Annotated in this window: 15 protein-coding genes; 5 read left to right on the plus strand and 10 right to left on the minus strand. The window is 60.2% G+C overall.

The window, feature by feature from the left end:
* Positions 1-64 precede the first annotated feature (64 nt).
* The 3 genes from KQI84_02635 to KQI84_02645 all read right to left on the minus strand — a co-directional run bounded on the left by KQI84_02635 (position 65) and on the right by KQI84_02645 (position 7,119).
* A complete protein-coding gene (locus KQI84_02635) occupies positions 65-3,928 on the minus strand; it encodes a hypothetical protein (GenBank protein ID MCB2153758.1) in 3,864 nt (1,287 codons plus the stop codon).
* A gap of 243 nt (positions 3,929-4,171) precedes the next feature.
* On the minus strand, positions 4,172-5,680 hold the full coding sequence (locus KQI84_02640; protein ID MCB2153759.1) for a sigma-54 dependent transcriptional regulator: 1,509 nt from the start codon (positions 5,678-5,680) through the stop codon (positions 4,172-4,174).
* The gene (locus KQI84_02645) at positions 5,650-7,119 is read right to left on the minus strand and encodes a hypothetical protein (GenBank protein ID MCB2153760.1); all 1,470 of its coding nucleotides are present in this window, start codon (positions 7,117-7,119) and stop codon (positions 5,650-5,652) included. The genes KQI84_02640 and KQI84_02645 overlap by 31 nt, the downstream gene beginning before the upstream one ends.
* A gap of 336 nt (positions 7,120-7,455) precedes the next feature.
* Between KQI84_02645 and KQI84_02650 the strand changes: the two genes are divergently transcribed.
* Positions 7,456-8,859, plus strand: a complete 1,404-nt coding sequence (locus tag KQI84_02650; protein MCB2153761.1) for a TIGR02710 family CRISPR-associated protein — start codon at positions 7,456-7,458, stop codon at positions 8,857-8,859.
* A 21-nt stretch (positions 8,860-8,880) separates the two neighbouring features.
* Entirely contained in the window at positions 8,881-9,381 is a 501-nt protein-coding gene (locus KQI84_02655; protein MCB2153762.1) for a cupin domain-containing protein, read from the plus strand.
* Positions 9,382-9,459: 78 nt separating this feature from the next.
* On the opposite strand, the gene KQI84_02660 is transcribed toward KQI84_02655, so the two are convergent.
* The 4 genes from KQI84_02660 to KQI84_02675 all read right to left on the minus strand — a co-directional run bounded on the left by KQI84_02660 (position 9,460) and on the right by KQI84_02675 (position 15,359).
* Positions 9,460-10,317 carry a serine protease gene (locus KQI84_02660; GenBank protein MCB2153763.1) on the minus strand — a complete coding sequence of 286 codons (858 nt, stop codon included), beginning with the start codon at positions 10,315-10,317 and terminating at the stop codon, positions 9,460-9,462.
* Between the two features lie 54 nt (positions 10,318-10,371).
* Positions 10,372-12,441, minus strand: a complete 2,070-nt coding sequence (locus KQI84_02665) for a PDZ domain-containing protein (GenBank protein MCB2153764.1) — start codon at positions 12,439-12,441, stop codon at positions 10,372-10,374.
* Between the two features lie 226 nt (positions 12,442-12,667).
* Positions 12,668-14,836 carry a threonine--tRNA ligase gene (thrS, locus tag KQI84_02670; protein MCB2153765.1) on the minus strand — a complete coding sequence of 723 codons (2,169 nt, stop codon included), beginning with the start codon at positions 14,834-14,836 and terminating at the stop codon, positions 12,668-12,670.
* Between the two features lie 130 nt (positions 14,837-14,966).
* The gene (locus KQI84_02675) at positions 14,967-15,359 is read right to left on the minus strand and encodes a response regulator (GenBank protein MCB2153766.1); all 393 of its coding nucleotides are present in this window, start codon (positions 15,357-15,359) and stop codon (positions 14,967-14,969) included.
* Between the two features lie 150 nt (positions 15,360-15,509).
* On the opposite strand from KQI84_02675, the gene KQI84_02680 reads away from it, so the two are divergent.
* From KQI84_02680 to KQI84_02690, 3 genes are all read left to right on the plus strand, one after another.
* Positions 15,510-16,013 carry a hypothetical protein gene (locus tag KQI84_02680; GenBank protein ID MCB2153767.1) on the plus strand — a complete coding sequence of 168 codons (504 nt, stop codon included), beginning with the start codon at positions 15,510-15,512 and terminating at the stop codon, positions 16,011-16,013.
* Between the two features lie 99 nt (positions 16,014-16,112).
* On the plus strand, positions 16,113-17,555 hold the full coding sequence (locus KQI84_02685) for a hypothetical protein (GenBank protein ID MCB2153768.1): 1,443 nt from the start codon (positions 16,113-16,115) through the stop codon (positions 17,553-17,555).
* An 80-nt stretch (positions 17,556-17,635) separates the two neighbouring features.
* The gene (locus tag KQI84_02690) at positions 17,636-19,294 is read left to right on the plus strand and encodes a SpoIIE family protein phosphatase (GenBank protein ID MCB2153769.1); all 1,659 of its coding nucleotides are present in this window, start codon (positions 17,636-17,638) and stop codon (positions 19,292-19,294) included.
* 6 nt (positions 19,295-19,300) lie between these two features.
* On the opposite strand, the gene KQI84_02695 is transcribed toward KQI84_02690, so the two are convergent.
* The 3 genes from KQI84_02695 to KQI84_02705 are packed head-to-tail and all read right to left on the minus strand — an operon-like array spanning position 19,301 to position 22,150.
* Positions 19,301-20,221: a DMT family transporter gene (locus KQI84_02695; GenBank protein ID MCB2153770.1), complete on the minus strand. Its 921-nt coding sequence runs from the start codon at positions 20,219-20,221 to the stop codon at positions 19,301-19,303.
* Entirely contained in the window at positions 20,218-20,979 is a 762-nt protein-coding gene (locus KQI84_02700) for a tetratricopeptide repeat protein (GenBank protein MCB2153771.1), read from the minus strand. The genes KQI84_02695 and KQI84_02700 overlap by 4 nt, the downstream gene beginning before the upstream one ends.
* Positions 20,980-20,983: 4 nt before the next feature.
* Entirely contained in the window at positions 20,984-22,150 is a 1,167-nt protein-coding gene (locus tag KQI84_02705; protein MCB2153772.1) for an MFS transporter, read from the minus strand.
* Between the last annotated feature and the right edge of the window lie 12 nt (positions 22,151-22,162).

Genomic DNA, 22,162 nt, shown 5'->3' on the forward strand with positions numbered 1-22,162 from the left:
CCTCCGCGTGCACGTTGTTGCTATCGTGGAGGGTTTGCTATCCTCCGTTTACCGTTCCTGGTGCTTAGCGCACCAACCACGTCTCCGTGATCACACCACCGAAGCCGTCCTGAACCGGACCGCGAAGGTCCATGCTCGGGAAGTCGTTGGTGATGACGTTTCCAGTGAGCGGATAGTAAGCCCGCTGCAGGGACTGGACGGTGAAGGAGGTGTTATGGACGCCGAAGCTTCCGTCCTGGGCGGCCAGGTTATAGTTCCACAGAACTGCCTTCTGTGTATCGGTCAGAGCGTTGAAGTCCGGCGCGTGAAGCGGTCCGTACTCCTCATCGTAGGTCGTGCCTGGCACGTCCGCGATGAACTCGTCGCGAAGGATCAGCATCAGGCCACGAACTTCGGTCTGTGTTCCCTCCACGAGACCGTTGCCGTCGTAGTCGCCGTGGGACGGATAGTCGAGAGACTGGATGTCCAGGTGGCAACGCTTACAGGCGTTCTCGTGGTTGGTAACGTCGTCGCTGAGGTCCTCGGTACCCATCGTGTCACGAAGACTGAAGGTGTGAGAGCCAACAAGCGGCGGTGTGGTGACGCCCGGGCCTGACTCAGACGGCGGGGCCATGTGGCAGGCAACGCAGGTGTCTTCAACGGCCACGTAGTGCGGTGAGCTGGGAGCCCAATCAAGGCCGAAGGAGACTGCGGACGTTCCAATGAGGACTTCGCCCTGCGGTCCGCGGTGCGGGCCGTGAGACTCTGTCGGATAAACGTCATCGGCATCGCCGCGACGCGAGTTGTGGCAGCGCATGCACAGACCGCCCAGGCCGACGCCGTAGGTGTCGGTCCCGTTCGGGAGTTCCAGGTCGCCTTCGAGACGCAGCTGATGCGGAATGTCGCTGAAGTGCGGATCGTGGCAGGTCGAGCAGGTCTGGCCGATCGGATTATCGATCGGGTTGGCGGGAAGTCCCTTGACCTGGACGTCGACGAAGCCGTCGCCAGAGTGGCACTTGATACAGCCGCTACCGGTGGACGCATGGCCCGGGGTAGCCGCACTGTGACCGCTGTTCTCCCACTGCCAGACGAGCTGCTGGTAGCCATTGTTCGAGTCGTGGCAGCGCGCGCACTGCTCGACGTTCAGGTTCACGCCATCAACACCCTTTTCGTTTCCAGCACGGAGCACGTAGGGGTGAATCTCGCCGGGACCGTGGCAGTTTTCGCACTGGATCGAGGCGTGGCTCTTGAGTTCTTCGGGCAGATTGTCAAACTGCGGGATGCCCGATGTGACGGCATCATGAACCATCTGCGGGATCTGATTGAGGTCGAACTTGATGTCTTCGGCGATGTCGTCGAAGCCATTGTTGTCAGCCAGCGGATTCTGGTCGAAGCCGACACTGTGGCACTCGAGGCAGGACACGTCGTAGTGCGAGCCGTATTCGCCATTGAGGTGCTTCTGTAGCTTCTGTGCGTGGTTAGACTGCACCCAGTCGCTCGCAACCTTCAGGCGATCCTGGCCAGCGCTGTCGCCGTGGCAGAAGCCAGTGGCGCACTCGGGCAGGTGAGCGCCGTCGTCTTCGAAGACGCCTGCGCCCTGCCAGTTGGCGGCGTAGATGACCTGCTCATAGAGCGTCTCGGACAGGCCCTCGCGGACGTCCGTGTGGATCTCGAGGTGGATCTTGTAAGTGCCCTTCTTGTCTGGACGGAACGTCACGAAGGTGTTGTCGATCTCGGTCAGTGTGGCAACCGAGTCAGCGGGCGCTTCAGCGATGCTCCACGTGTAGCCGGTGATGGCGCGGTGGACGGTGCCACCAGCCTCCACGGCGTGCATGTAGATCAGGTTGCCGATACCAACTGTATCGAGGCCAGAAGAGGCTTCGGTGTAGTTGCCGCTCTGATCCAGAGCGAGGTCACGCGGGGACACACCTTCGATAACGATGTGGGCCAGCGATTCGGGCGCCGGAGTTGGGGTCGCAGTCGGAGTCGGGCTCGGAGTCGGAGTCGGGGTCGGAGGCAGCGTCGTGGGCTGCACCGGGCCGCGAAGGTCCATCTCGGGATAGTCGTCAGTGATCGGGCGGTTGAAGATGCCGAAGTAGGCACGCTGCAGTGACTGGACAGCGTAAGACGTGTTGTGAATACCACGGCTGCCGTCGTCGACGACGTAGTTGTAGTTGTAGCGAGCGTACTTGAGACCGTCGGGAAGCGTGGCGAAGTCGCCTTGGCTGATGCCAATGGTGCCGTCGCTGCCCAGGGAGAACTTCGAACCATGGGTCGGGTCGTTCAACAGACCGTCGGCGATGATCTCGAGCAGGCCTTCGACTTCGGACTGAATGCCTTCGACCGTGCCGTCGCCATCGTAATCGCCACGAGCTTCACGGTCATAGGTGGTCGCGAGTTCGGAGTGGCACTCGCCGCAGGCGTTCACGACGTTGAGCGTGTCGTCGCCTTCGTCGGCTGTGCCATTGGTGTCACGCATCGAGTAGGTGTGCTCACCCACAAGCGGCGGTGTCAGGCCGCTGCCCACGCCGTCCGCCATGTGGCAGGCAACGCAGGTGTCTTCGACGATCGTCGTGTGGGCCGAGTTTCCAACGAAGTCCAGCCCGAAGTCCGCGGCGTTCTTGCCGAGCAGCATGTCAGCCTGCGGGCCGTGGTGGGCACCACGGAAGCTGCCGAGCGCCGTCGCGTCCACGTCTTCGACGCGCGAGTTGTGGCAACGGCCGCAAAGGCCGCCCAGGCCCGGATCTTCGAACGTATCGCCGGAGGGCAGATCGAAGTCGCCGGCCAGGCGAAGCTGATGCGGGTTGTCCGAGTTATGGGGATCGTGGCAGCCGGTACAGGTCACGCCAAGAGCACCGTGCAGATCGACCGGCGCATCGCCGTCGACCTGGATGTTCTTGAAGCCTTCGGCTGTGTGACAGGCCGTGCAACTGCCGGTCTCGCCGGCGTGTCCGCCCGCGGCTTCGGCAGAAATCATGTGAGCCGAAGTGCCCCACTGATAGAAGCCCTGCTGGTGGCCGGAAGCGGAATCGTGGCACTGTGCGCACTGGCCGAGACCGAAGTCCACGCCGGCGATGCCCGAGTCATCTTCACGGATGTTGCCGAGGTGCTGAGAACCCGGACCGTGGCAGTTCTCGCACTGAATCGAGCCATGGCCCTGAAGTTCGGCGGGAAGGTCGGCCCAGTGGGGATCGTTGTTGTTGTAGGCATCGTTGACCAGGTCCGGAATGTTCGACAGCGGATAGCTGAGCATGTCCGCGATGTCGTCGAAGCCGTTGTTCACGGCCGCCGGGTTCAGATTGAAGCCGACGGTGTGACACTCGAGGCACGATTCCGAATAATGGTTGGTTGTCTCGCCGTTCAGGTCCCGCTGGAACTTGACGGCGTGTCCCGATGTGATCCAATCGCCCAGCTTGTTCAGCCGATCGTTGGCGTTGTCATCGTGACAGCAACTGGTGCCGCAATTGGGGGGATAAGGTGCCGGGGGTTCCCAAGTGTTAAAAACACCTGCGCCCATCCACTCGCCCGCCCGAATGAGCACATTGACCGATTCGGTCGGGTTTGCGCTCCCGTCCAACGGGGTCAGGGTCACCGTGAAGTCCCCTCGCATGTCGGGACGGAAGGTCACCATATCGCCCGTATTGCTGCTCAGGGCAGCGGACGAGCCGACCATGGAGGGCGTCAGGGCCCACTCATAGCCGGAGATTGTTGCCCCGGAAGCCGGATCGGCCTCCAGGTAGACTAGCTGCCCGATACCGACGATCGGCAGGCCTGAGTAGACCTCCGTGAACTCGTCATCGGGTGCGGCAGCGATGTCACGCGGCGAAACCGCCAGCAGTTCAATGTCTGCCAACGGTTGCGCGGGGGCTGCGGAAACCAGCAGGCTGCTCAACAGCCCGGCGGCTCCCGCGGTTACTAGTGCTTGGAGCAAATTCTTGCGGCTTTTCACCAGCGCGCCCTCCCACTAAATGGAGTCGTCTTGCAAACTTCAACATCCGTACGAACGGACATTATTTTCCGTATCAAGAATATAGCAAAAAGAAACCCCTCCAGTAGAGAGGGGTAAGGCTATTACTCTAAGTCGTTTATTTGGAGATTTCTATTATGGCCGTTGCGGAATAGAAAGAGGCGCAACGCGAGATAAAAGGGTTTCGTGCCAAAAAGTGTGACAGCCCCGTCCCGCGAATACCGCCTACTCCCCTGTCTCTGTGCCCGTCCGGGCTGCTTTGCGCTGCTCCTGAATGACTTCCAGGTCGATATTGTGGCGATGAATCATGCGATAGAGTGTGCGACGGTGACAGCCGGCAGCCTCGGCCGCCCGCGAGATGTTGAAGTTATTGTCGACCAGCAGCGAGATCAGGTACTCGCGCTCGAAGCTGCCAACCATGCGATCCTTGATGTCGAACATCGAATCGCTGCCGGGATCCTGAGGCTGTGCCCCCGGGATGCCCTGAATATCGCGGACTTCGAGGGGGAGATCGCCGGGTTGAATCTCCGCCGCGCCGGTCAGTGTGGCCGCATGCTCGACGACGTTCTGAAGCTCGCGCACATTGCCCGGCCAGCGATAGGCTCGCAGTTTCTCGAGCGATTCGACGGAGATATTGATCGATGGCAGATGATTGTCGCGGGTGAACTGGCGCAGGAAGTGGTTGGCCAGCAGCGGGACGTCCTCGATGCGGTCGCGCAGCGGAGGCAGATGCAGTGTCACGACGTTCAATCGATAGTAGAGATCGCCGCGGAAGGTCTTCTCGCTCACGGCCTCGACAAGATCGCGATTTGTGGCTGCGATCACGCGAACGTTGACATCGATTTCCTCTCGCCCGCCGATGCGCCGGAACCGGCGTTCCTGGAGGACGCGAAGCAGCTTGGATTGCAGCGAAATGGGCATTTCGCCGATCTCGTCGAGGAAGAGCGTGCCCTTGTGGGCAAACTCAAAGAGGCCTTTCTTCTCCGAAATGGCCCCTGTGAAGGCGCCCTTCGTGTAGCCGAACAGCTCGCTTTCCAGTAGATTTTCGGGGAGGCTGGCGCAATCGACGGGGACGAAGATCTCGTTCCGGCGCGCGCTGAGGCGGTGAATGGCACGAGCGATGACTTCCTTGCCAGTGCCGCTTTCGCCGGTCACCAGCACGTTGACGTCGGTCCGCGAGACCTTGCGAACGAGTTCCAGAACGCGCTCCATGGCCGGACTGATGCCGATGATCCCTTGGCGCCATCCCTTCGATTCCTCATCCTCGGGAACGGGCGTCGCCGCTTCTTCCTGGCTGAACAGGCGGCGGGACAGCGCCTCCTGGATCTTCGTCATCAACTCGTTCATCGAGAACGGCTTGGTCAGGTAATCGGCCGCGTGGTGTTTCATGGCCTCGACGGCGCTCTCGATCGATCCAAACGCCGTCACGAGAATGACCGGGATGTCCTTGTCGAACCGATGGACGGATTCGAGCACTTCCATCCCCGACCCGTTCGGCATCATCAGGTCGGTGATAACCAGATCGGGCCGGAAGTCCGTCAGAATCGATTCGATGCGGGTCGGATCGTCGGTCGTGACGCACTCGTGACCAGCGCGGCTCAACAGGCGCCGGTAGTTGTTAAGCATCTCGACTTCGTCATCGACCACGAGGATGTGAGTCGCGCCGGCCGCGTTCTTTCCGTTGGTTCGATTGCCGTTCTTGTTCATTTCCTGGTCTTCCTCACCGGCAGCCATACGGAGACTTCACTCCCCTTGCCCGGCTTGCTTCGGACCTCGATCCGTCCGTCGTGCGCTCGCACAAGGCGCTGGCAGACCGCCAGGCCCAGTCCGGTTCCGCCCTTGTGGAATTTCGTGGAGAAAAACGGCGAGAAGATGCGGCTGACGTCTTCATCCGACATGCCGCACCCGGTGTCGGAAACGCTGAGCAGGACGCCGTCATTCTGTTCATACGCCGTGATCGTCAGGGTGCCGCCCTGCTCCATGGCGTCACGCGCGTTGAGCACCAGATTCAGCAGGACCTGCTGCAACTGGATCGAATCGCCCTGAACGGTAGGAAGATCCTGCAGAATCCGAACTTCGGTCTCTATCTCTTCTCTTTTCAATGCTTTACGGACCATCCCAAGCGTTTCTCGGATGATATCGGGGATCCGCACCTCGGTACGATTCAGCGGCTGGGGACGCGCCATATTAAGCAGGTGGTCGATGATATGCCGCAGCCGACTGGCCTGCGTGTGGACGACCTCGAAATCTTCGGTCAGCTCCTCTTCGGAGAGACTGCCGATCTCCATATTTATCAGTTCCAGCCGGCCCGTGATGATCCCCAGCGGGTTCTTGATCTCGTGCGCGACACTGGCGAGCAACTCGCCGAGCACGGCAAGCTTGTCAGCTTGCTGGACTTGGCGCTGCGCCTCCAGGTTCTCCTGGTACTTGAGTTGCAGCAAAGAAATCAAACGGTTGAAGTTCTCGGCCACTCGCGTCAGCGGGTCCGGGCAGGCAAGCAGGAAGACTTCACACTTGCTGCAGTAGCGGAACTTCGAAATCGGATCCTTCTCGTCCGCATGATCGGGGCAGAGGGTATTGGGCAATTCCCAACACCGCAGGCTCTCGCCGTTGAAGGCCGGACATTCGGGCCGGGTGCAGTCCTTCACGTCCTGACATGGCTTAAGGTTATCGTTCGTCAGTCGAAGCCGAAGGATGTTTCCGTTCGGACCTGTCTCGAGATACTGGATGACCTTGCCGACCAGGTTCTCGACCTCTCGATCGAGCATCTTCACTGCACCCTGGCATCCCTCGTCCGTAGGGACAGGCTCCATCTCTTCGACGATCAGCAGGCTGTTGTCCTGGGGGTCGCGCATCGGCCACGCGCGAACATGGAAGAAATTCGCGCCATCGAACTCGTGTGGGGCGCGGTAGAATCGCTGTGCCCGAGAGTGGCCACGCAAGACCTGGCCGACCGGCCAAACGACCCGCTCGGCTCCGTCCGGTGGCATATCCAGAATCTTCCTGTTCTCATCTCGATAGGCCGGATAGGCTTCCCGGCGGTCGGGCGTGTTGTCCCAGATGACGTTCAGGCGCACATCGAAGATGCGCACGGCACGAGGCTGCGCGCTCCAATAGGCTTGGAGGAGACCAAAGGAATAGTTTTCTCTAATCGAGGGGTCGATTGTTGCCATCGTTATCCGGGAACCCAGCGCGGGCAGAGCCACCTATGCTTCAGTGCGTATATTACCAAGTAGGCGGCGAATGCAAGCGCAAGTCAGTGTGACATCGTTGCCTCGCTGTTGCTCCTTGCGCATATCACGATATTTATCCTCCGGATTGTCCGAACTGGAGTCAAGGGAAGCGTTCCAAAAAGTGGGACAGAGATGTCACTGTAGGCGGAACCGTGGGCGACTCGAATGGCACGGGGTAACGGGAACCTCATCATATACGAAGACGAAAGGCACTTGCGCTCGGGGGGGGAGTCTTGTCAGCGTGTGGGATTGGATGAGAAAGGAAGAAGACGTAATATGGCAAAGAAGCAAACTGGCCGCTCCAAGGCCGATGGCACAGCCCACCTGGTCTCGATCGGAACCTCTTTCAGCGCACCGCGCGAGGGCGATCTGGTAGATACGCTGATCGCGGATATCAAGTCGATGAAGCCGGAGCGCCTGGGTGTGCTGGCGACGGCCGATAGCCACGACAATGCGGAGCGCCTGATCAAGGGCGTCGGAATCAATCGTCGGCGAACAGAGATTATTGAGCTGGAGAGCGCCCAGAGCCTGAACGAGGCATACACGGCGACCAGCGCCTATATTAATCGACTGGAAGAATTGGGCTACGACGCTGGGCACCTCGTTGTGCATTACACGGCAGGAACAAAGGTCATGGCGTCGGGCATGGTGCTGGCCGCGGCCAGCAGCGGGTGCCAGTCGCTGCGTTACCTGTATTCGCGTGGCCCGGGGGCGGGTTCGGAGCCGGTGATCACAACTGCAAAGGCCGTTCGCGCCGAGGGCGATCTGCGCATGGCGCGAATGCTGATGCGCGAGTTGCGTTTCCGCGCCGCCTCGGAGATTCTGCAGCGCTTCGATCCGGAGCTTCTGACGAAGGACGATGCGAATCTCTACCGGGCACTGACCGATCTGGCGCCGGGTTATGCGGCTTGGGACAACTTCCGCGTTCGCACGTTCCTGCGGCACTATCGCGCGGCTCGGACAAAGGGCCGGGCAGCGGGTGAATTTGAGCTCTCTCAAGAAGCGATTGGTGCGCTGGACAAGGTCGCTCGAGTAGAACAGTCGGTCGGCGTTTATCCGGTCGAGCTGATTTTCGATCTCTACAATAACGCGATCCGCCGGTTGATGGAACGTCGCACTGATGATGCACTGACGCGCCTTTACCGTGCTGCAGAATTGTTCGCCCAGAACGTTCTGCTGGCGCATCACAAGATTCGGACAGACGATGTGGACATCCGCAAGGTGCCCCCGCGCGACCGCGTGGTCTTCGAGGCTCTGCGCCGAATGGATGACGTAAAGATCAAGCTGGGCTTGCGGAAATCGTACGAACTGCTCGCGATCCTGGATAATCCCGTGGGCAACGCATTCATCAAGAATCAGCGTTTGAGCGAGGTGCTGCAGGAGCGACGCCATCTTGTGCTGGCGCACGGCACGAAGCCTGCTCCCACCAAGGTTGCCCTGGACATGATCGACCAGATGAAGGGGCTGTTGAAGCTGGAGATCAAGGACTTCGACGATCGAGCAGCCTTGCAGCAGTTCCCCTGGATCGACAATGAAAGCGTTCTGGCTCGCCTGCGCACGACGCGCAACGAGCAGGAACCGGTTCCAAGCGATGTAGAGGAGGCGGGGCGGCGCCGGGCGAGGCGTGCAGGAGGCCGAAGAGGCTCGGCAAGGGGTCGGAAGTCACCCAAAAGAGGCTAGAGACAGGCAAAGGTGCTCCGATTGTCAGCAGAGGAAGTCATCAAGACACTCCAGCTGATCCCGCATCCGGAAGGCGGGTTCTATCGGGAGATCTTTCGTTCCGACGTGCGCGTGCAACACCCGAATGTGCCGCCGGGCGAGGAACGAGAGCGCGCAGCCAGCACGCTGATCTACTTCCTGCTGGAAGCGAAGGACTTCTCGGCGTTCCATCGAGTGCGGTCTGAGGAGACATGGCACCTCTACGGCGGCGGACCATTGGAACTGCACCTGATTCACCAGCATGGTGAATATGAGCAGCGGATCCTGCGTCGGGACCTGGGCGCCGGATTCTCGCCTCAGACAACAGTCGACGCAAATGTCTGGCAGGCAGCGTGCCCCGCTCCCAATGTGGAGTGGGTTCTGTGCGGCTGCACGGTTGCACCGGGATTTGAGTTTGCCGATTTCTCGATGGCGAGCCGGAAGGAACTGACGCTCAGCTATCCGGAGTGCCAAGAGATCATCAACCGATTCACGCGGGAATGACACCAATAGACTAGAACGCAACGCGCCCCGTCACTGATCGACGGGGCGCGTTTTCATTTCCTAACTGGCTCACAGGGATTACATGTCGCCGGTATCTTCTTCGGCAGCCGGTTCGTTCTCCTCCGGTGCGGGAGCGGATTCCTTCGGCGCCTCTTCCGGTGCCTGGGCAGCGACTTCTTCGACGTCGAGAGCAGGAATCACAACCGGGATCACCGGGTCATCATTGGTGTCGTCCTTTGCGGCTCCCGGCAGAACGTGGAGCAGGACGATGCCAAGCAGATCGCCGTTTTCCCGGAAAACAGGAACGCCAGGACCGCCGGTCACAATCTCAGAGTCCGTGATGTAGAACTTGCGCGGCTTCTCGATCACGCCCTGAATCTCGCCGGTCATTCCGATGGCGATGCGCTTGGCCGTTTTTCCCATGCGCGCGATCGTGAAGATGGGTTCCATGACATCGGCTTCGGCATGCTTCGAGAGGTCGATGAAGCTGAATGGCTCGTCCTGCTTTTCGATCGGTCGCAGGAACGCCATGTCGAGATCGCGATCGCGCAGGACGACCGTTGCATCGATCTCATCGTTGTTCGGCATGATGTACTTGATGGACTTCACGGTGCTCGTGTAGCTCATGTCCTCGGTGCGGGAGCCCATCATGCGCTCGTAGGTTGCGCCTGGATCGACCGATGACAGCGACGTGATGACAAGGCCATCGTCGCCGATCACGACACCGAACACCTCGTCCTTGTTTTCCTGTTCCTGCTGGTTGCCGCCGTAGCTGTACTTCACGCTCAGGACAACCTCGACCGTAATGACTGCGTCCCCCTTTTCCTTCAGGGCCTTGCGCGCCGCGTCGTGAACTTCGGCGGAGGCAACTGAGGTGAGGGTCAGGACTGCAGCCAGCAGCCAGAGAGCTGTCGTACTTGCCTTGCGAATCATCATGGAAAGTCCCTTTCCGGATTTGAGGTGCCGCGGAGTTTCTCCCTCCCCCACGGGTTACTTCGATGAGCCGGCTGTGCGATCCCAACTCGGTTCGATTTCGATGAACGCCTGCTGCGTGCCGCGACGGATTTCGAAGACGACGGAGTTCGGCTCTGTCTCGTGCACACGGTCCATCTGCTCTTCCACGTCCTTCAGTGTTGTGACCTTGTGGGCGTCAATCGCCAGCAGAACATCGCCCACATGCAGACCAGCCAGTGAGGCCCATCCCCCGCGCGTAACGGAGTCGACGAGGATGTTCACGTCTGCGTCCCCATTTTGCGGGTCTTGGCGATCATAGTATGTCGTCTCGCGAACGATGAATTCAAAATCCAAGTCCCGGAAGCGGGCCATCTCGCGAACGGTTTCCGGCGAGGGGCCAAGCTTCCACGTGACATTCATCTTCTCGCCATCGCGCAGCACGGTGAATTCGGCTTCGGTGCCGATGCGATATTCGCGAATCATCGTGCGGAAAACTTCCGTGTCATGTGCCTGACTGGCTTCGATCACGGTCCCATCCAGTTGCGTGATCACATCACCGACTTCGAGCGGGAAGTCCTCTGGAATGTCGCCATAGACGCGCGTGACACGAACGCCCTTCTTGCCTTTCAGGTCGAGCTTCTCGGCAAGGTCTTTCGTCAGTACCTGCGTCTCGATCGGCAGCCAGGCCTTGCGCACTTCCACGCCAGGATCGTCGAGTTCATCGATGCCGACGTCCACGACGGTGAGGAAGTTCTCACCCTTGCGTTCGTACTCAACGAGCGTCGGTACTGTCTCTTCCGAATCGCCGACATTTTCCTCCGTCCAGGAAATCAAATCGTCGGCGCTGTTGATTTCGCGATCGCCGACGCGCACGATCACATCGCCGCCGCGAATTTCGGGTTCGGCCTTCGCAACCGGACCGCCCGGTCGTGTTGAAGTCACGATGACGCCCTGGCGGCTGTCGCGGGCGAGGGAAAGCTGTGTCCACAAGGACAAGTCGCGTCCAGTCAGACCCCATGCCCGGAATTCCTCCGTTGGAGGAAGCGCCGGCTCGCGTTCGATCGCAGTCAGATCAATCGTCATCTCGTTTCCATCGCGCAGAATGACAACGGGAACGGCTTTGCCAATTGGCAAGTTTGCGATCACGTTGTTCAACGTCGGCATGTCTTCGAGGAAGCGCGCCTCAACGGGCTGGCCGGCGATCGACAGCACAATGTCGCCGCTCTGGAATCCGGCTTTCTCGGCGGGGGAATCGCTTTGCACGCCGGCGACCAGGACTCCTTCGCGAATCGGTGCGTCTTTCAATTGCGGCTGGAAGTTCAAACCGATGTAGGCGCGACGAACGTATTCGTTCTCAATCAGTTCAAAGGCGACCTTCTTTGCAAGGTTGCCCGGAATGGCTCCCGCAAGGCCCCAGCTGAGTTCATTCACGCCGATGATCTCGCCGTTCATGTTCACGAGCGGACCGCCGGAGTTGCCTCCGTAGATCGCGGCGTCGTGACCGATCCAGCGAACGAGTTCGCCGACGTTTTCGCCGTCGAGTCGAAAGGCCGAGTTGGCGAAGATCGAAGGGATGATCATTTCGGCGTTGCTGATCACGCCGAGCGTCACGGACTGCGAAAGGCCGAGCGGACTGCCGAGCGCCAGCACGCGGTCGCCGACTTCGAGTTCATCAGAGTTGCCGAATCGCGCGACTGGAAAGGTCTGCGGTGTGTCGGGCTGCAACTTGATGATTGCGATATCCGTCGCGGGATCGGTCCCGATCAAAATGGCCGGGACCTCTTCGCGATTCGGCATCGTGCAGAGGAGACGCACGGCGTTTCCTGCGACATGATGATTCGTCATCACGTAGCCGTCCGGCGTGATGATCGTGCCACTGCCGAATGCGACGCTCTTGAACTCGCGCCCTTCGTAGTAGGCGGGTTCGACAACCTGAATACGAACCAGCGATGGTTTGACGTGATCGACGGCATTCTCGAGTTGCGCGCGCTCGACGCGGGTCAGCTCTGCCGAGCTGGTTGCGCAACCGACCGCGAAGATTGCCATGCTCAGCAGCAGTACCCCAATGGCTGCTGCAGGCCTCCAAGCCCTCGGTGAAATCTGCATGTTCACTCTCCCAGAATGTGATGGGCGGATCCCGTTGAAGATGGACCGGATTGGACCGTCTGAAGTTTGGAACCGCCCGATGCTCTGTCCAGAGCGCATTCGCCGTCAGCGGGTGTCAATTGCAACCTCGGAACACCCAGCAAGAACGAATCGCCCCGGAATGTCCGGAGCGATTCGCGTTCCAATTGTCGGCTTGTCTTCCGAGGCGATGAAATCGCCTGCGGGATTACTGGGACTCGAAGAGTTTCTGCTTCTCGCTATTGATGCGATCGAGGAATTCCTGCAACGGCGTGGAGCCTTCGTCGCCTTTGCGTGAACGCACTGCGACGGCGCGATTCGCCTCTTCCTGCTCCCCGACAATGAGCATGTAGGGCACTTTGTCCATGCGCGCATCGCGGATCTTTGCACCGATCTTGTCATCGCGCCAATCGCCCTGCGCACGAACGCCTTCCTTCCGCAGGATGTCGTACACTTCACGGCCGTAGTCGAGATACTTCTCGCTGATGGTCAGGACGCGAACCTGTTCCGGTGCCAGCCAGACGGGGAACGCGCCGGCGTAGTGCTCGATCATCATTCCCATGAAGCGCTCGAACGAACCGTACAGCGCACGGTGCACGACGACTGGCGTCTTCTCCGAGCCGTCCGCAGCAGTGTAATGCAGTTCGAAACGCGCCGGCAGTTGGTAATCGAGCTGAATGGTTGCAACCTGGTGTTCGCGGCGAAGAACATCGCGGACAATGAAGTCGATCTTCGGGCCATAGAACGCGCCGTCACCTTCGTTGACGGTGTAGTCGAGGCCGTTCGCTTCGATGGCTTCCTTGAGGGCGGCCTCGGCGTGATCCCATTGCTCCTTGGTGCCCATCGCCTTTTCCGGGCGGGTGGAAAGGAAGACGTGGGCGAACTCCATCTCGAAGGTGCCATAGACGGCGCGCACCATGCCGATGACGCGCTTGATCTCTTCGGCGATCTGTTCTTCCTCGACGAAGATGTGCGCGTCGTCCTGACAGAACTGACGCACGCGAGTCAGGCCGGAGAGCGTTCCGGAGGGCTCGTTGCGATGCAGCACGCCCTGGTCGGAGATCCGCAACGGCAGCTCACGATAGCTACGCCGACGGTCGCGGAAGATCAGCATGTGCGATGGGCAGTTCATTGGCTTCAGGGCGTAGATGTCGCCTTCCTGGCTGCGAAGCGTCACGAAAATGCCGGCGCGCTTCTCGAACAGGTTCCAGTAGCGATCCTTGAAGACGGCGCTCTTGTCGAGCATCACGGAAAGACGCTCGCCGGGGGCCGACTTGCCCTCAAGATGTGGCTCGATGCGGGCCCAATCCTTCTCGTCCTCGCGCGCTTCGGCTTCGAGCTTCTCTGCCCACTCGGCGATCTCCGCATCGTCGAGGATGTGATGCTCCTGGCCAGGGACGATGAACATGTCATCGCGGAAGTGCTTCCAGTGACCGGAACACTCGAAGAGATCCTTGCGGAAAAGCATCGGCGTGAAGACTTCATCGTAGCCTTCGCGGACGTGCAGTTCGGTGCTCATGTTCTTCAGCACATCGTAGAGGATCTTCCCCTTCGGAAGCCAGATGGTCTCGCCGGGAGTCCATTCGTGGTGCATGAACAGGCCAAGCTCGCGACCGATTCGCCGGTGGTCGCGCTTGCGCGCTTCCTCGAGGAAGTTGATGTACTGCTTCAGTTCCTTCTTGTTGGCGAAGGCGGTTCCTCGGATTCGGGTCAACTGATCGTTGCGGGCGTCGCCCTTCCAGTAGGCGCCGGCGGTCGTGAGAAGCTTGAACGCCTGGAACACTCCGGTGCTCGGGACGTGCGGCCCGCGGCACAGGTCGATGAACTCGCCCTGCTGGTAGACCGAGATCGTATCGCCCTCGGGGATGGCCTGGAGGATGTGGACTTTGTACTTCTCGCCACGCTTCTGAAAGAGCTCGATGGCCTCTTCGCGCGACAGCTCGCTGCGCTCGATCGGAAGGTTCTCCTTCACGATCTTCTCCATCTCCGCCTCGATCCGCGGGAAGTCCTCGGTCGTGGCAGGCGGCAGCATTCGGATATCGTAGAAGTAGCCTTCGTCGGTGGGCGGACCGTCTTCCAGCATCGCATCGGGCCACAGGCGCTTGACCGCCTGAGCCATCAGGTGCGTGCAGGAGTGACGCAGGACCTCGAGTCCTTCCGGCTGGCGGGCCGTCAGGATGGCGACTTCGGAGTCTTCCGCGATCGGAGCATTGAGATCCCGGGCCTCGCCGTTGACCTGGATGGCAAGCGCAGCCTTGGCCAGGCCGGGGCCGATGGCCTCGGCGACCTCACGGCCAGTCGGCGCGTGATCGAACTCGATGGTCTTCCCATCCGGGAGCGTAATCACCACCTTGGAAAGCGTTTCTTGAGAACTCATTTTTGCGTGTGTCCCCTCTGCGTGTTGGACTGGTCGATTGTTCCCGCCGGACCACGAAAAACCCCGCGCCGGGATGAACCCTTTAGCGCGGGGGAGTTATCGGACCAAGCGGTGTTCCGTCACTCCCCGTTCAGGGGAGTGTTGTCTCCGAATCGCGTAGTGCAAGTTGCACCTTGGTCAGCAAGTCATTGTAGTCGAAGGGCTTTACGATATAGTACTGGGTTCCCATATCCAAAGCCTTGCGGATCTTCGACTTATCCGAGATGCCGGTCAGAAACACGACCGGGACGGCAGCAGTGCGCTCGTTGTTCTTGAGCTCTGCCAGGACCTCGAAGCCGTCCATCTCCGGCATCATCATGTCGAGAATGACGAGATCAGGCACATTTTCCTGTGCCTGAGCGAGCGCGTCGGGGCCATTGGTGGCCGTCGAAACGTCGTACTCTTCTTTAAGAGCCGTTTTGAGAATGAGGAGAACGTCGTTCTCGTCATCCACTGCCAGAATCTTTGGTTTTTCAGGCGCCATTTGATCCCAATCCTTGCGACTGGCTTTCGCCTCCTATCCCGCTCCAATCCGGCGGCAGAGGTCAATGGTTTTCCCATTGCTGAGTGGACGCCAAAACATTGACGCCCGGTGATATCGCACGATGGAATAAGCGCACGGAGGACGTGTCCCATGGGTTTGAGGCAATGGCTTTTCATGCGGCGGTTCAAGGATTGGCCGGAGACACGGCAATGTCCGCTGACGCTGACCGTATCTCCGCCAAAGGTGAATCGGATGGAATTCGGCTCGCCACTCTCGATGGCGCGGGCTTTTGGCAGGCCCACCGGGGGATTCGCCGCGACGCAGGAAACCGAACTCCAGTTCGCCCAACACGGACTGGTTTTGGGATTCGGCCGGGATGGGCTGGAGAGCATCGACCTCTACTTTACGCCCCAGGCGCACATCCCCGACATCTCCCCCGCCGAGGCCATGCTGCAGGTCGGGCCCGAGGAGCTGGCGCTGTCGGCAGCGACGACCTTCGAGCAAGTCACCGATCTTCTGGGGAAACCCGAAGTCAACGAGGTAATCCATGGCGGCGAGCGCAGCCTGTCGTATTTCCCCGAAGACAAGTATGAACTCGTGATGGAATGGAACTCGGTCGGCGAGTTGGAGGAAGTGACGCTTTGGGTGAGGTAGGGAGTGGCCTGAACTCGCTACCTCATTCCCCCTCGACGCGAGGCTCGCACTTCGATAGATGAGCGCTACGTTCAAATCTGTCGGAGTTTGCGTCCAACCATGCAAAGACGCGATCGGTTGCTTGTTTTGGCAGCCGCTGTTCTTGTGGTGGCGGCCTGGGCCTTTCGGATCTCACACGACATCGTGTGGATCTCGACGGATGGTCTCGTGCGGTTTGTCATGGCACGGGGCATCGTGGCGGGCGACTACATTCTGACCCCGGATACATTCTGGCTGCCTTTGCCGCTTTTCTGGCAAGCGGCGTTCATGAAGTCGATCCCGTTCGGTGGTCCGGCATTGCAGGCGGTATCTTCACTGGTTGCGATCATCCTGGCGCTGTTGATTGTGGGGATTCCGTCGAAGTCTCGGGCGGACACATGGGACTGGGGACCGGCGGGGAGTTGCCTTCTTCTGACGATTCCGATGGTGTTTGGATTCACGACTTCGTTCCTCGCCGAGCCTCTCTGCCTGCTGTTGCTTTGCGCCGCTCTGCGATTGTTCTTCGCGCTGCTGGAGGAATTCTCTCTCGGACGCGCCGCACTGCTGCTCGTTGTGCTGGCGGGATTAGAGCTATCCCGCTACGAGTCGTGGATCAGTTCCATCGCGCTGTGGGCGGTGCTCTTCATTCTCCTCTTGCGGAGAAAACAGGGCAACGTGTTGCCGATCGGAATTGGCGGAATGGTCCTGCTGTTACTCCTGCCATTGGGATGGTTGGCGGTAAATCATTACGCTCAAGGGTCTTGGCATCATCCGTTTGAGTTGGCTGAGGAACGGGCATTGGCGCTCAGCGTCGCCGATCGGTTGATGCTGGCATTCCGGTCGATTGCCGGCGGAGCGATGATTCTCCTCCCTCTTGCGATTTGGGGATTTCTGAAGGTGGAAAGAAAGCGTCGATACGTGATGGCGCTGCCCCTGTTGTGTCTATCGCTCCCCTACTTGTACATGATGCTCTCCAATCAAGTGGGATGCGTTTATCCGGAGCGCTTCGCATTGCCGATCCTGGTCGCGCTGTTGCCATTTGGGATCGCAGGGTACGAAGCCATCGGCAAAGCCCTCAGCCGGAGGCGATTGGACGTCTGGTGGTGCGTTCCCGTCGCAGGCGCTGTCCTGGCCATTCTTCTGAGCTCGTTCGATCCTCCCCCGACCCACGACCGCGAAGCGCATCGCCGGGCAAAGCGAATCGCGGAGGAATTGCGCAAGGGGGAGGCTGCGATGATCTATGATTTTGGCGATTCAGCCGAGGCGGAGTACGACCTGCAGTTCTTCCGCGCCTGCAACGAGCCGAAGATCACGTTGATGGCCGGGGAATGGTTTGGTGATCGGCTGCGGAAGGAGCCGGATCTGCGGGAGCATTTGAACTTCCGAGTCGTCCTCTTCAGGAAGGAGGAGAGCCTTGACCTTTCCGGCCTGGACCGGAATGCCTGCCGATTCGTTCCGTTGCACAATGGATGGCGACTGGCGACAGAGGATTGGGCGCTGGCCGAGGCCCTCTTGGGAGAATAGACGAGGCAATATCCGGCCTCGACACCTGCTCGGCTTTTGTGGCAGGTTGATCCCACGCTGACAGAAGCAGGAGCAGTCTGATGCCGAAGCTCATTGTGGAATCGGGGGCGGCTGCCGGGCGGGAGTTTAGTCTGCGCGCGGATCCGGCGACGATCGGACGCCAGCCGGACAACGCGGTCTTTCTGGACGACCATCACGCGTCTCGCCACCATGCGCGCGTCAGCCCGGAGAACGGGCATTTCCTGATCGAAGATCTTGGCAGCAGCAACGGCACGTTCGTGAACGGCGGGCGGATCGAGGCGCCGCGGCGTCTGCTGTCGGGCGATCGAATTGTCGTCGGGAAGACGATCCTGATTTTCGATCCGCTGAATGCGAGCAACATCGACTTGGTCGCGCGCGACGAAGGCGACGTCCCGTTGTCTCACATGCCGGTGGGAGATGGCGGAACGCTGGCATCGTTCCGCGTTGAAGAACCGCGGCGCGAGGATCTGACTGATCCGCTGACGCGGCTTCGCGTGATCTATCATTACGCCGACCAGATGCGGCGGTGCTTCGATCTGCATACGCTGGTGAATCTGACGCTCGATGCCTTGTTCCAGGTGTTCGAGCCGGACCGCGGTGCGGTGCTGTTGCGCATGGAACGCGAAGGGCCCCTGGAACCCATCGCATCGCGTCTGCTGAATCCACCGGAAGGCGATGAGCGCATTCGCATCAGCGATTCCATTGTTCGACGTTGTCTGAATGAGCGCGTCTCGCTGACGGTCTTGAACGCGCGGACGGATGCCCGTTTCTCCGACTCGGACAGCATCATCATGAGCGGTATCGTTTCCGCCGTTTGTTGCCCGCTGGTCAGTGGCGATGATGCATTCGGCGTGGTTTATCTCGATACGATCGGCCGCATGCGTGAGTTCAGTCAGCACGATCTGGAGTTGGCGACAGGAATCGCGAACCAGGCGGCCATGGCGCTGGCGAATGCATTGCACCACCGCGAGGAATTGGGCCGGCGCGAGATCGAAATGCAGCTCGTGATGGCGCGACGAATTCACGACCGCCTGTTGCCGGATCAAGGTCTCGAGACGAACCGCCTTTCCGTGTTCGGCTGGAATCGTCCGAGCAGTTCCGTCGGTGGCGATTATCTCGGCATTTTCGAGTCGCCGCGCGGACCGATGCTGGCCATCGGCGACAGCACAGGACACGGGATCGGCGCCGCCATGATCATGAGTACCGCTCGCGCGTACCTTGTCGGAAGCCTCGCCTCTTCGGATCCGCCGCTGGAGTCCCTGATGGGCAGACTCAATTCGTTGCTGGCAGCGGATGTCGAGCCGGGGCTGTTTGTGACGATGTTGCTGCTGCGCCTGGAAGAGGACGCGCGACGAATGCGCTACGTGGCAGCCGGACACGAGCCGCCGCTGCTGTACCGCAACTCGACGGACGAGTTCATCTCGCTGCCGCCGGGTGGAGTGGCTTTGGGGCTGGCGGGAGATTTCGCGTTCTCGGAAACGGCCAGCGTGGATTTGCAGCCCGGTGATCGCATCTGCCTGTTCACGGATGGTATTGTGGAGCAGCAGGATTCCTCGGGCGAGGAATTCGGCATTCCGCGTCTCCGCGAAGCCGTGCGCAAATCGGTCGATCTGCCGCCGAAACGCGCGTGCTCCGAAATCGCCTCGCACGTCGATAAGTGGCGCGCGGCGCTCGATCAGGCGGATGATCTGACGCTGATGATCACGCAAGTGAAGTGACGGAAGTTACTTCCTCGGCCAGACACCGACAATGACAGCAGCCAGAACCAGCCCTCCCCCACCGATGGTTGAGAGTGAGGGGATTTCGCCGACGGCCAGCGCGACCCAGATCGGATTCAGGATGGGCTCGGTGAGTGAGAGGATCGAGGCCTGCACCGCCGGCACATGGCGCACACCTCGTTGGAAGCAGAAGTAGCCGAAGCCCAGTTGGCCAATTCCCAGCCACACGAGAAGCATGAACGGGATCGCTCCCGAGATCAGGTGAAGGTCTCCCGAGAGCGCAGGCAGACCAACGACGGCCGCAATCAGATTGCCGGTGAAGAGCATACGATATGCATCGCCGGGCGAGGCTGTACGGCCCGGCGTCGAGCGATTCATCTTGCGCAACACGATCATCTGGGCAGCGAAGGCAATGCCGCTGGAAATCGCCATCAGGTCGCCGAGCGTCTGCTTCGTGAAGAGCGAATCGCCGCGGGGCAGGCTGAGGCCCTGGCGCATACAGAAGGCGACGCCGATGCCGCCGATCAGAATCGCCACGATGTCCCGCGGACGGGTTCGTTCGCCCAGCAGCACGGGGCTGAACAACATCACCCAAAGGGGTGCGGTGTCCTGCAGGATAATGGCGTTCGCGGCCGTGGTCCAACGCGTCGAAATAACGAACGTGGTCACGACGTAAGCGTAGGAAAATGCGCCGAGGAGAAACCAGCGTCTTCCGGCTCGCGGCGGAAGTACACGACCGCGGGCGGCGACAAGGAAAACAAGCGCTGCAAAGATCGAACGGGCCGCGCTGGTCGCCATGGGCGAGAGTTCGACTGCTTTGACGACGACGCCGCCGGTGCTCCAAAGGCACGCAGCCAGCACGACAAAGAACACGCCTCGGCGATAGGCTCCCGGCTCCTCGTCATGCGCTGCGATGTTGGGAGTCATGCGTTGGGTGCTTTCCGCATTCGATCAAGTTCTTCGCGAGCGGTGCGAATCCAGCGGCCTTCGTCGGCCTTGCGATCTGCGGGGAAGTCTTTGGCGCGGTCGATGGAATCCTCGAGCGTTTCCATCGCGGCGGAGCGCTCTCCGAATTCTTCCAGCAATCGGGCGCGCCGGACGGCGGCCTCGGGGATGCTGTAGGCGGACAGCACGCGATCGTATTGCTCGGCCGCTTCTTCTTTGCGCCCCAGATCAAGCAGCGCATTCGCGTAGACAAGCCGAGCGTGTCCGTAACCTGCGCGAGGATCTTCGCCGAGAACGTACTCGAGATGCGCCAATGCTCCTTCGGGGCGCCCAAGTTCGCGGAAGCAGACGCCCGCCAGATGATGGGCGCGCAAGTCCTCGTCGTCATTGGCCAGGGCCTTGTCGAGTTCTTCCAGGGCTTCCTGCCAGCGCTGGCGACGAACGTGGATCTCGGCAACTTGCAGATGGAGCGCAGGGATGTTGCTCTCCGCGGCCTGCTGCTGCAGGTCCTTCAACTGCACCGCATCGGCAACATACTCGTCCAGGAGGCCTTCGCGGCGGTGGCGCTTCAGTTTGAAGTTCGGAATGTAGACGATCGCGGCCAGTGGGCCGAGGCACAGAACAAACAGCACCCAGAACCAGGTTCGATGGAAACGCAGGGCGTCCACGAGGCAGTAGACCCACAATCCGAGCAGGATCAGGTACCAGATGGGATGAACGATGAAGAGGAACTCAGTCATGATGCTATCGGACCCAGAAACCGCTGACGTTGTGCTCGCGCTCGTATCCTGTGCGGACGCGGTACCACAATGGCAAGGCCAGGCACGCAACAATCGTGGCAAACGCGTACCACCAGCGGATTGAGAGGAATTGGAAGATGATCGAGCCCAACAGGGGCCCCAGGATCATTCCGAAGGAGCCATAGACAATGGCCAGGATCGTCTGGCCAGAAGAACGGACTTCCGGGGGGACTTCGCGATTCATGAAGACAACGGCCGTCAGGTACATCAGGCCGAATGTGAACATGTGCAAACAGTTCGTCGCGAAGATGACCGGCACGGTCGGGAACGTGAAAACAAGCGCCCAGCGAATGATCTGGGCAAGCGCCGCCGCCAGAAGGAGAGGCATCAGGCGGACGCTCGCCAGCAGTTTTCGACTGAAGATGAAGATGATCATCTCGGCAACGGCACCGATCGAATAGGCGATGGCAACATCGGTCGTGGAACCGCCAACGTCCTTGATGAGGAGGCCCTGGAATATGAGCGAGATGTGATGCGCCAGTTGGAAGATCAGAACGAAGATCAGGAAGGAGCGCACCACGGGCTTGCGCAGCAGGATGCGCTGAACCTGGAGAATACTGACACGGCGGTCGGGAGCGACCTTCCGGCCCTGGCCGAGCGGGAAGTCCTTCACGAAGTACATCATCGCTGCCCAGGAGAGGTTTACGACCACGAGCATCGGGAAAATGACGCGGATGCCGGGGCCGCCCTCCATGTCGCTCAGTCTGCCCGCAAGGATTGTCGAGAGGACAAAAGCCATCGATCCACACAACCGAATTGGGCCGAAGCGCTCCTCGCCCTTGCGATTGGCCAAGACCATCGCGTTGACCATGGGGATTCGCCCGTCGGAGAAGAACGAATTGACGCCCATCATGATCAGGAGGGCGCCGAATGTCTCGAATCGCGGGAAGAGGACGGCGGTGACCGATGCGACCAGGCACATCAGCGCGATGACTGTCCGCCGGTTCAGTTGAACGTCGGTCAGGTAGCCCCAGATTTGGTTGGCCAGGAGGGTGCTGACGCCGGGAACTGCCATCAGGATCGCAATTTGGCTTGGACTCAGACCGATGCTTCGAAAATAAAGGGGAAACATCGGGAAATAGAGGCCGATCATGGCGAAAGCCAGGGCCATGGATCCCGAAAG

The sequence above is a fragment of the bacterium genome (assembly GCA_020444065.1).
Lineage (GTDB): Bacteria > Sumerlaeota > Sumerlaeia > SLMS01 > JAHLLQ01 > JAHLLQ01.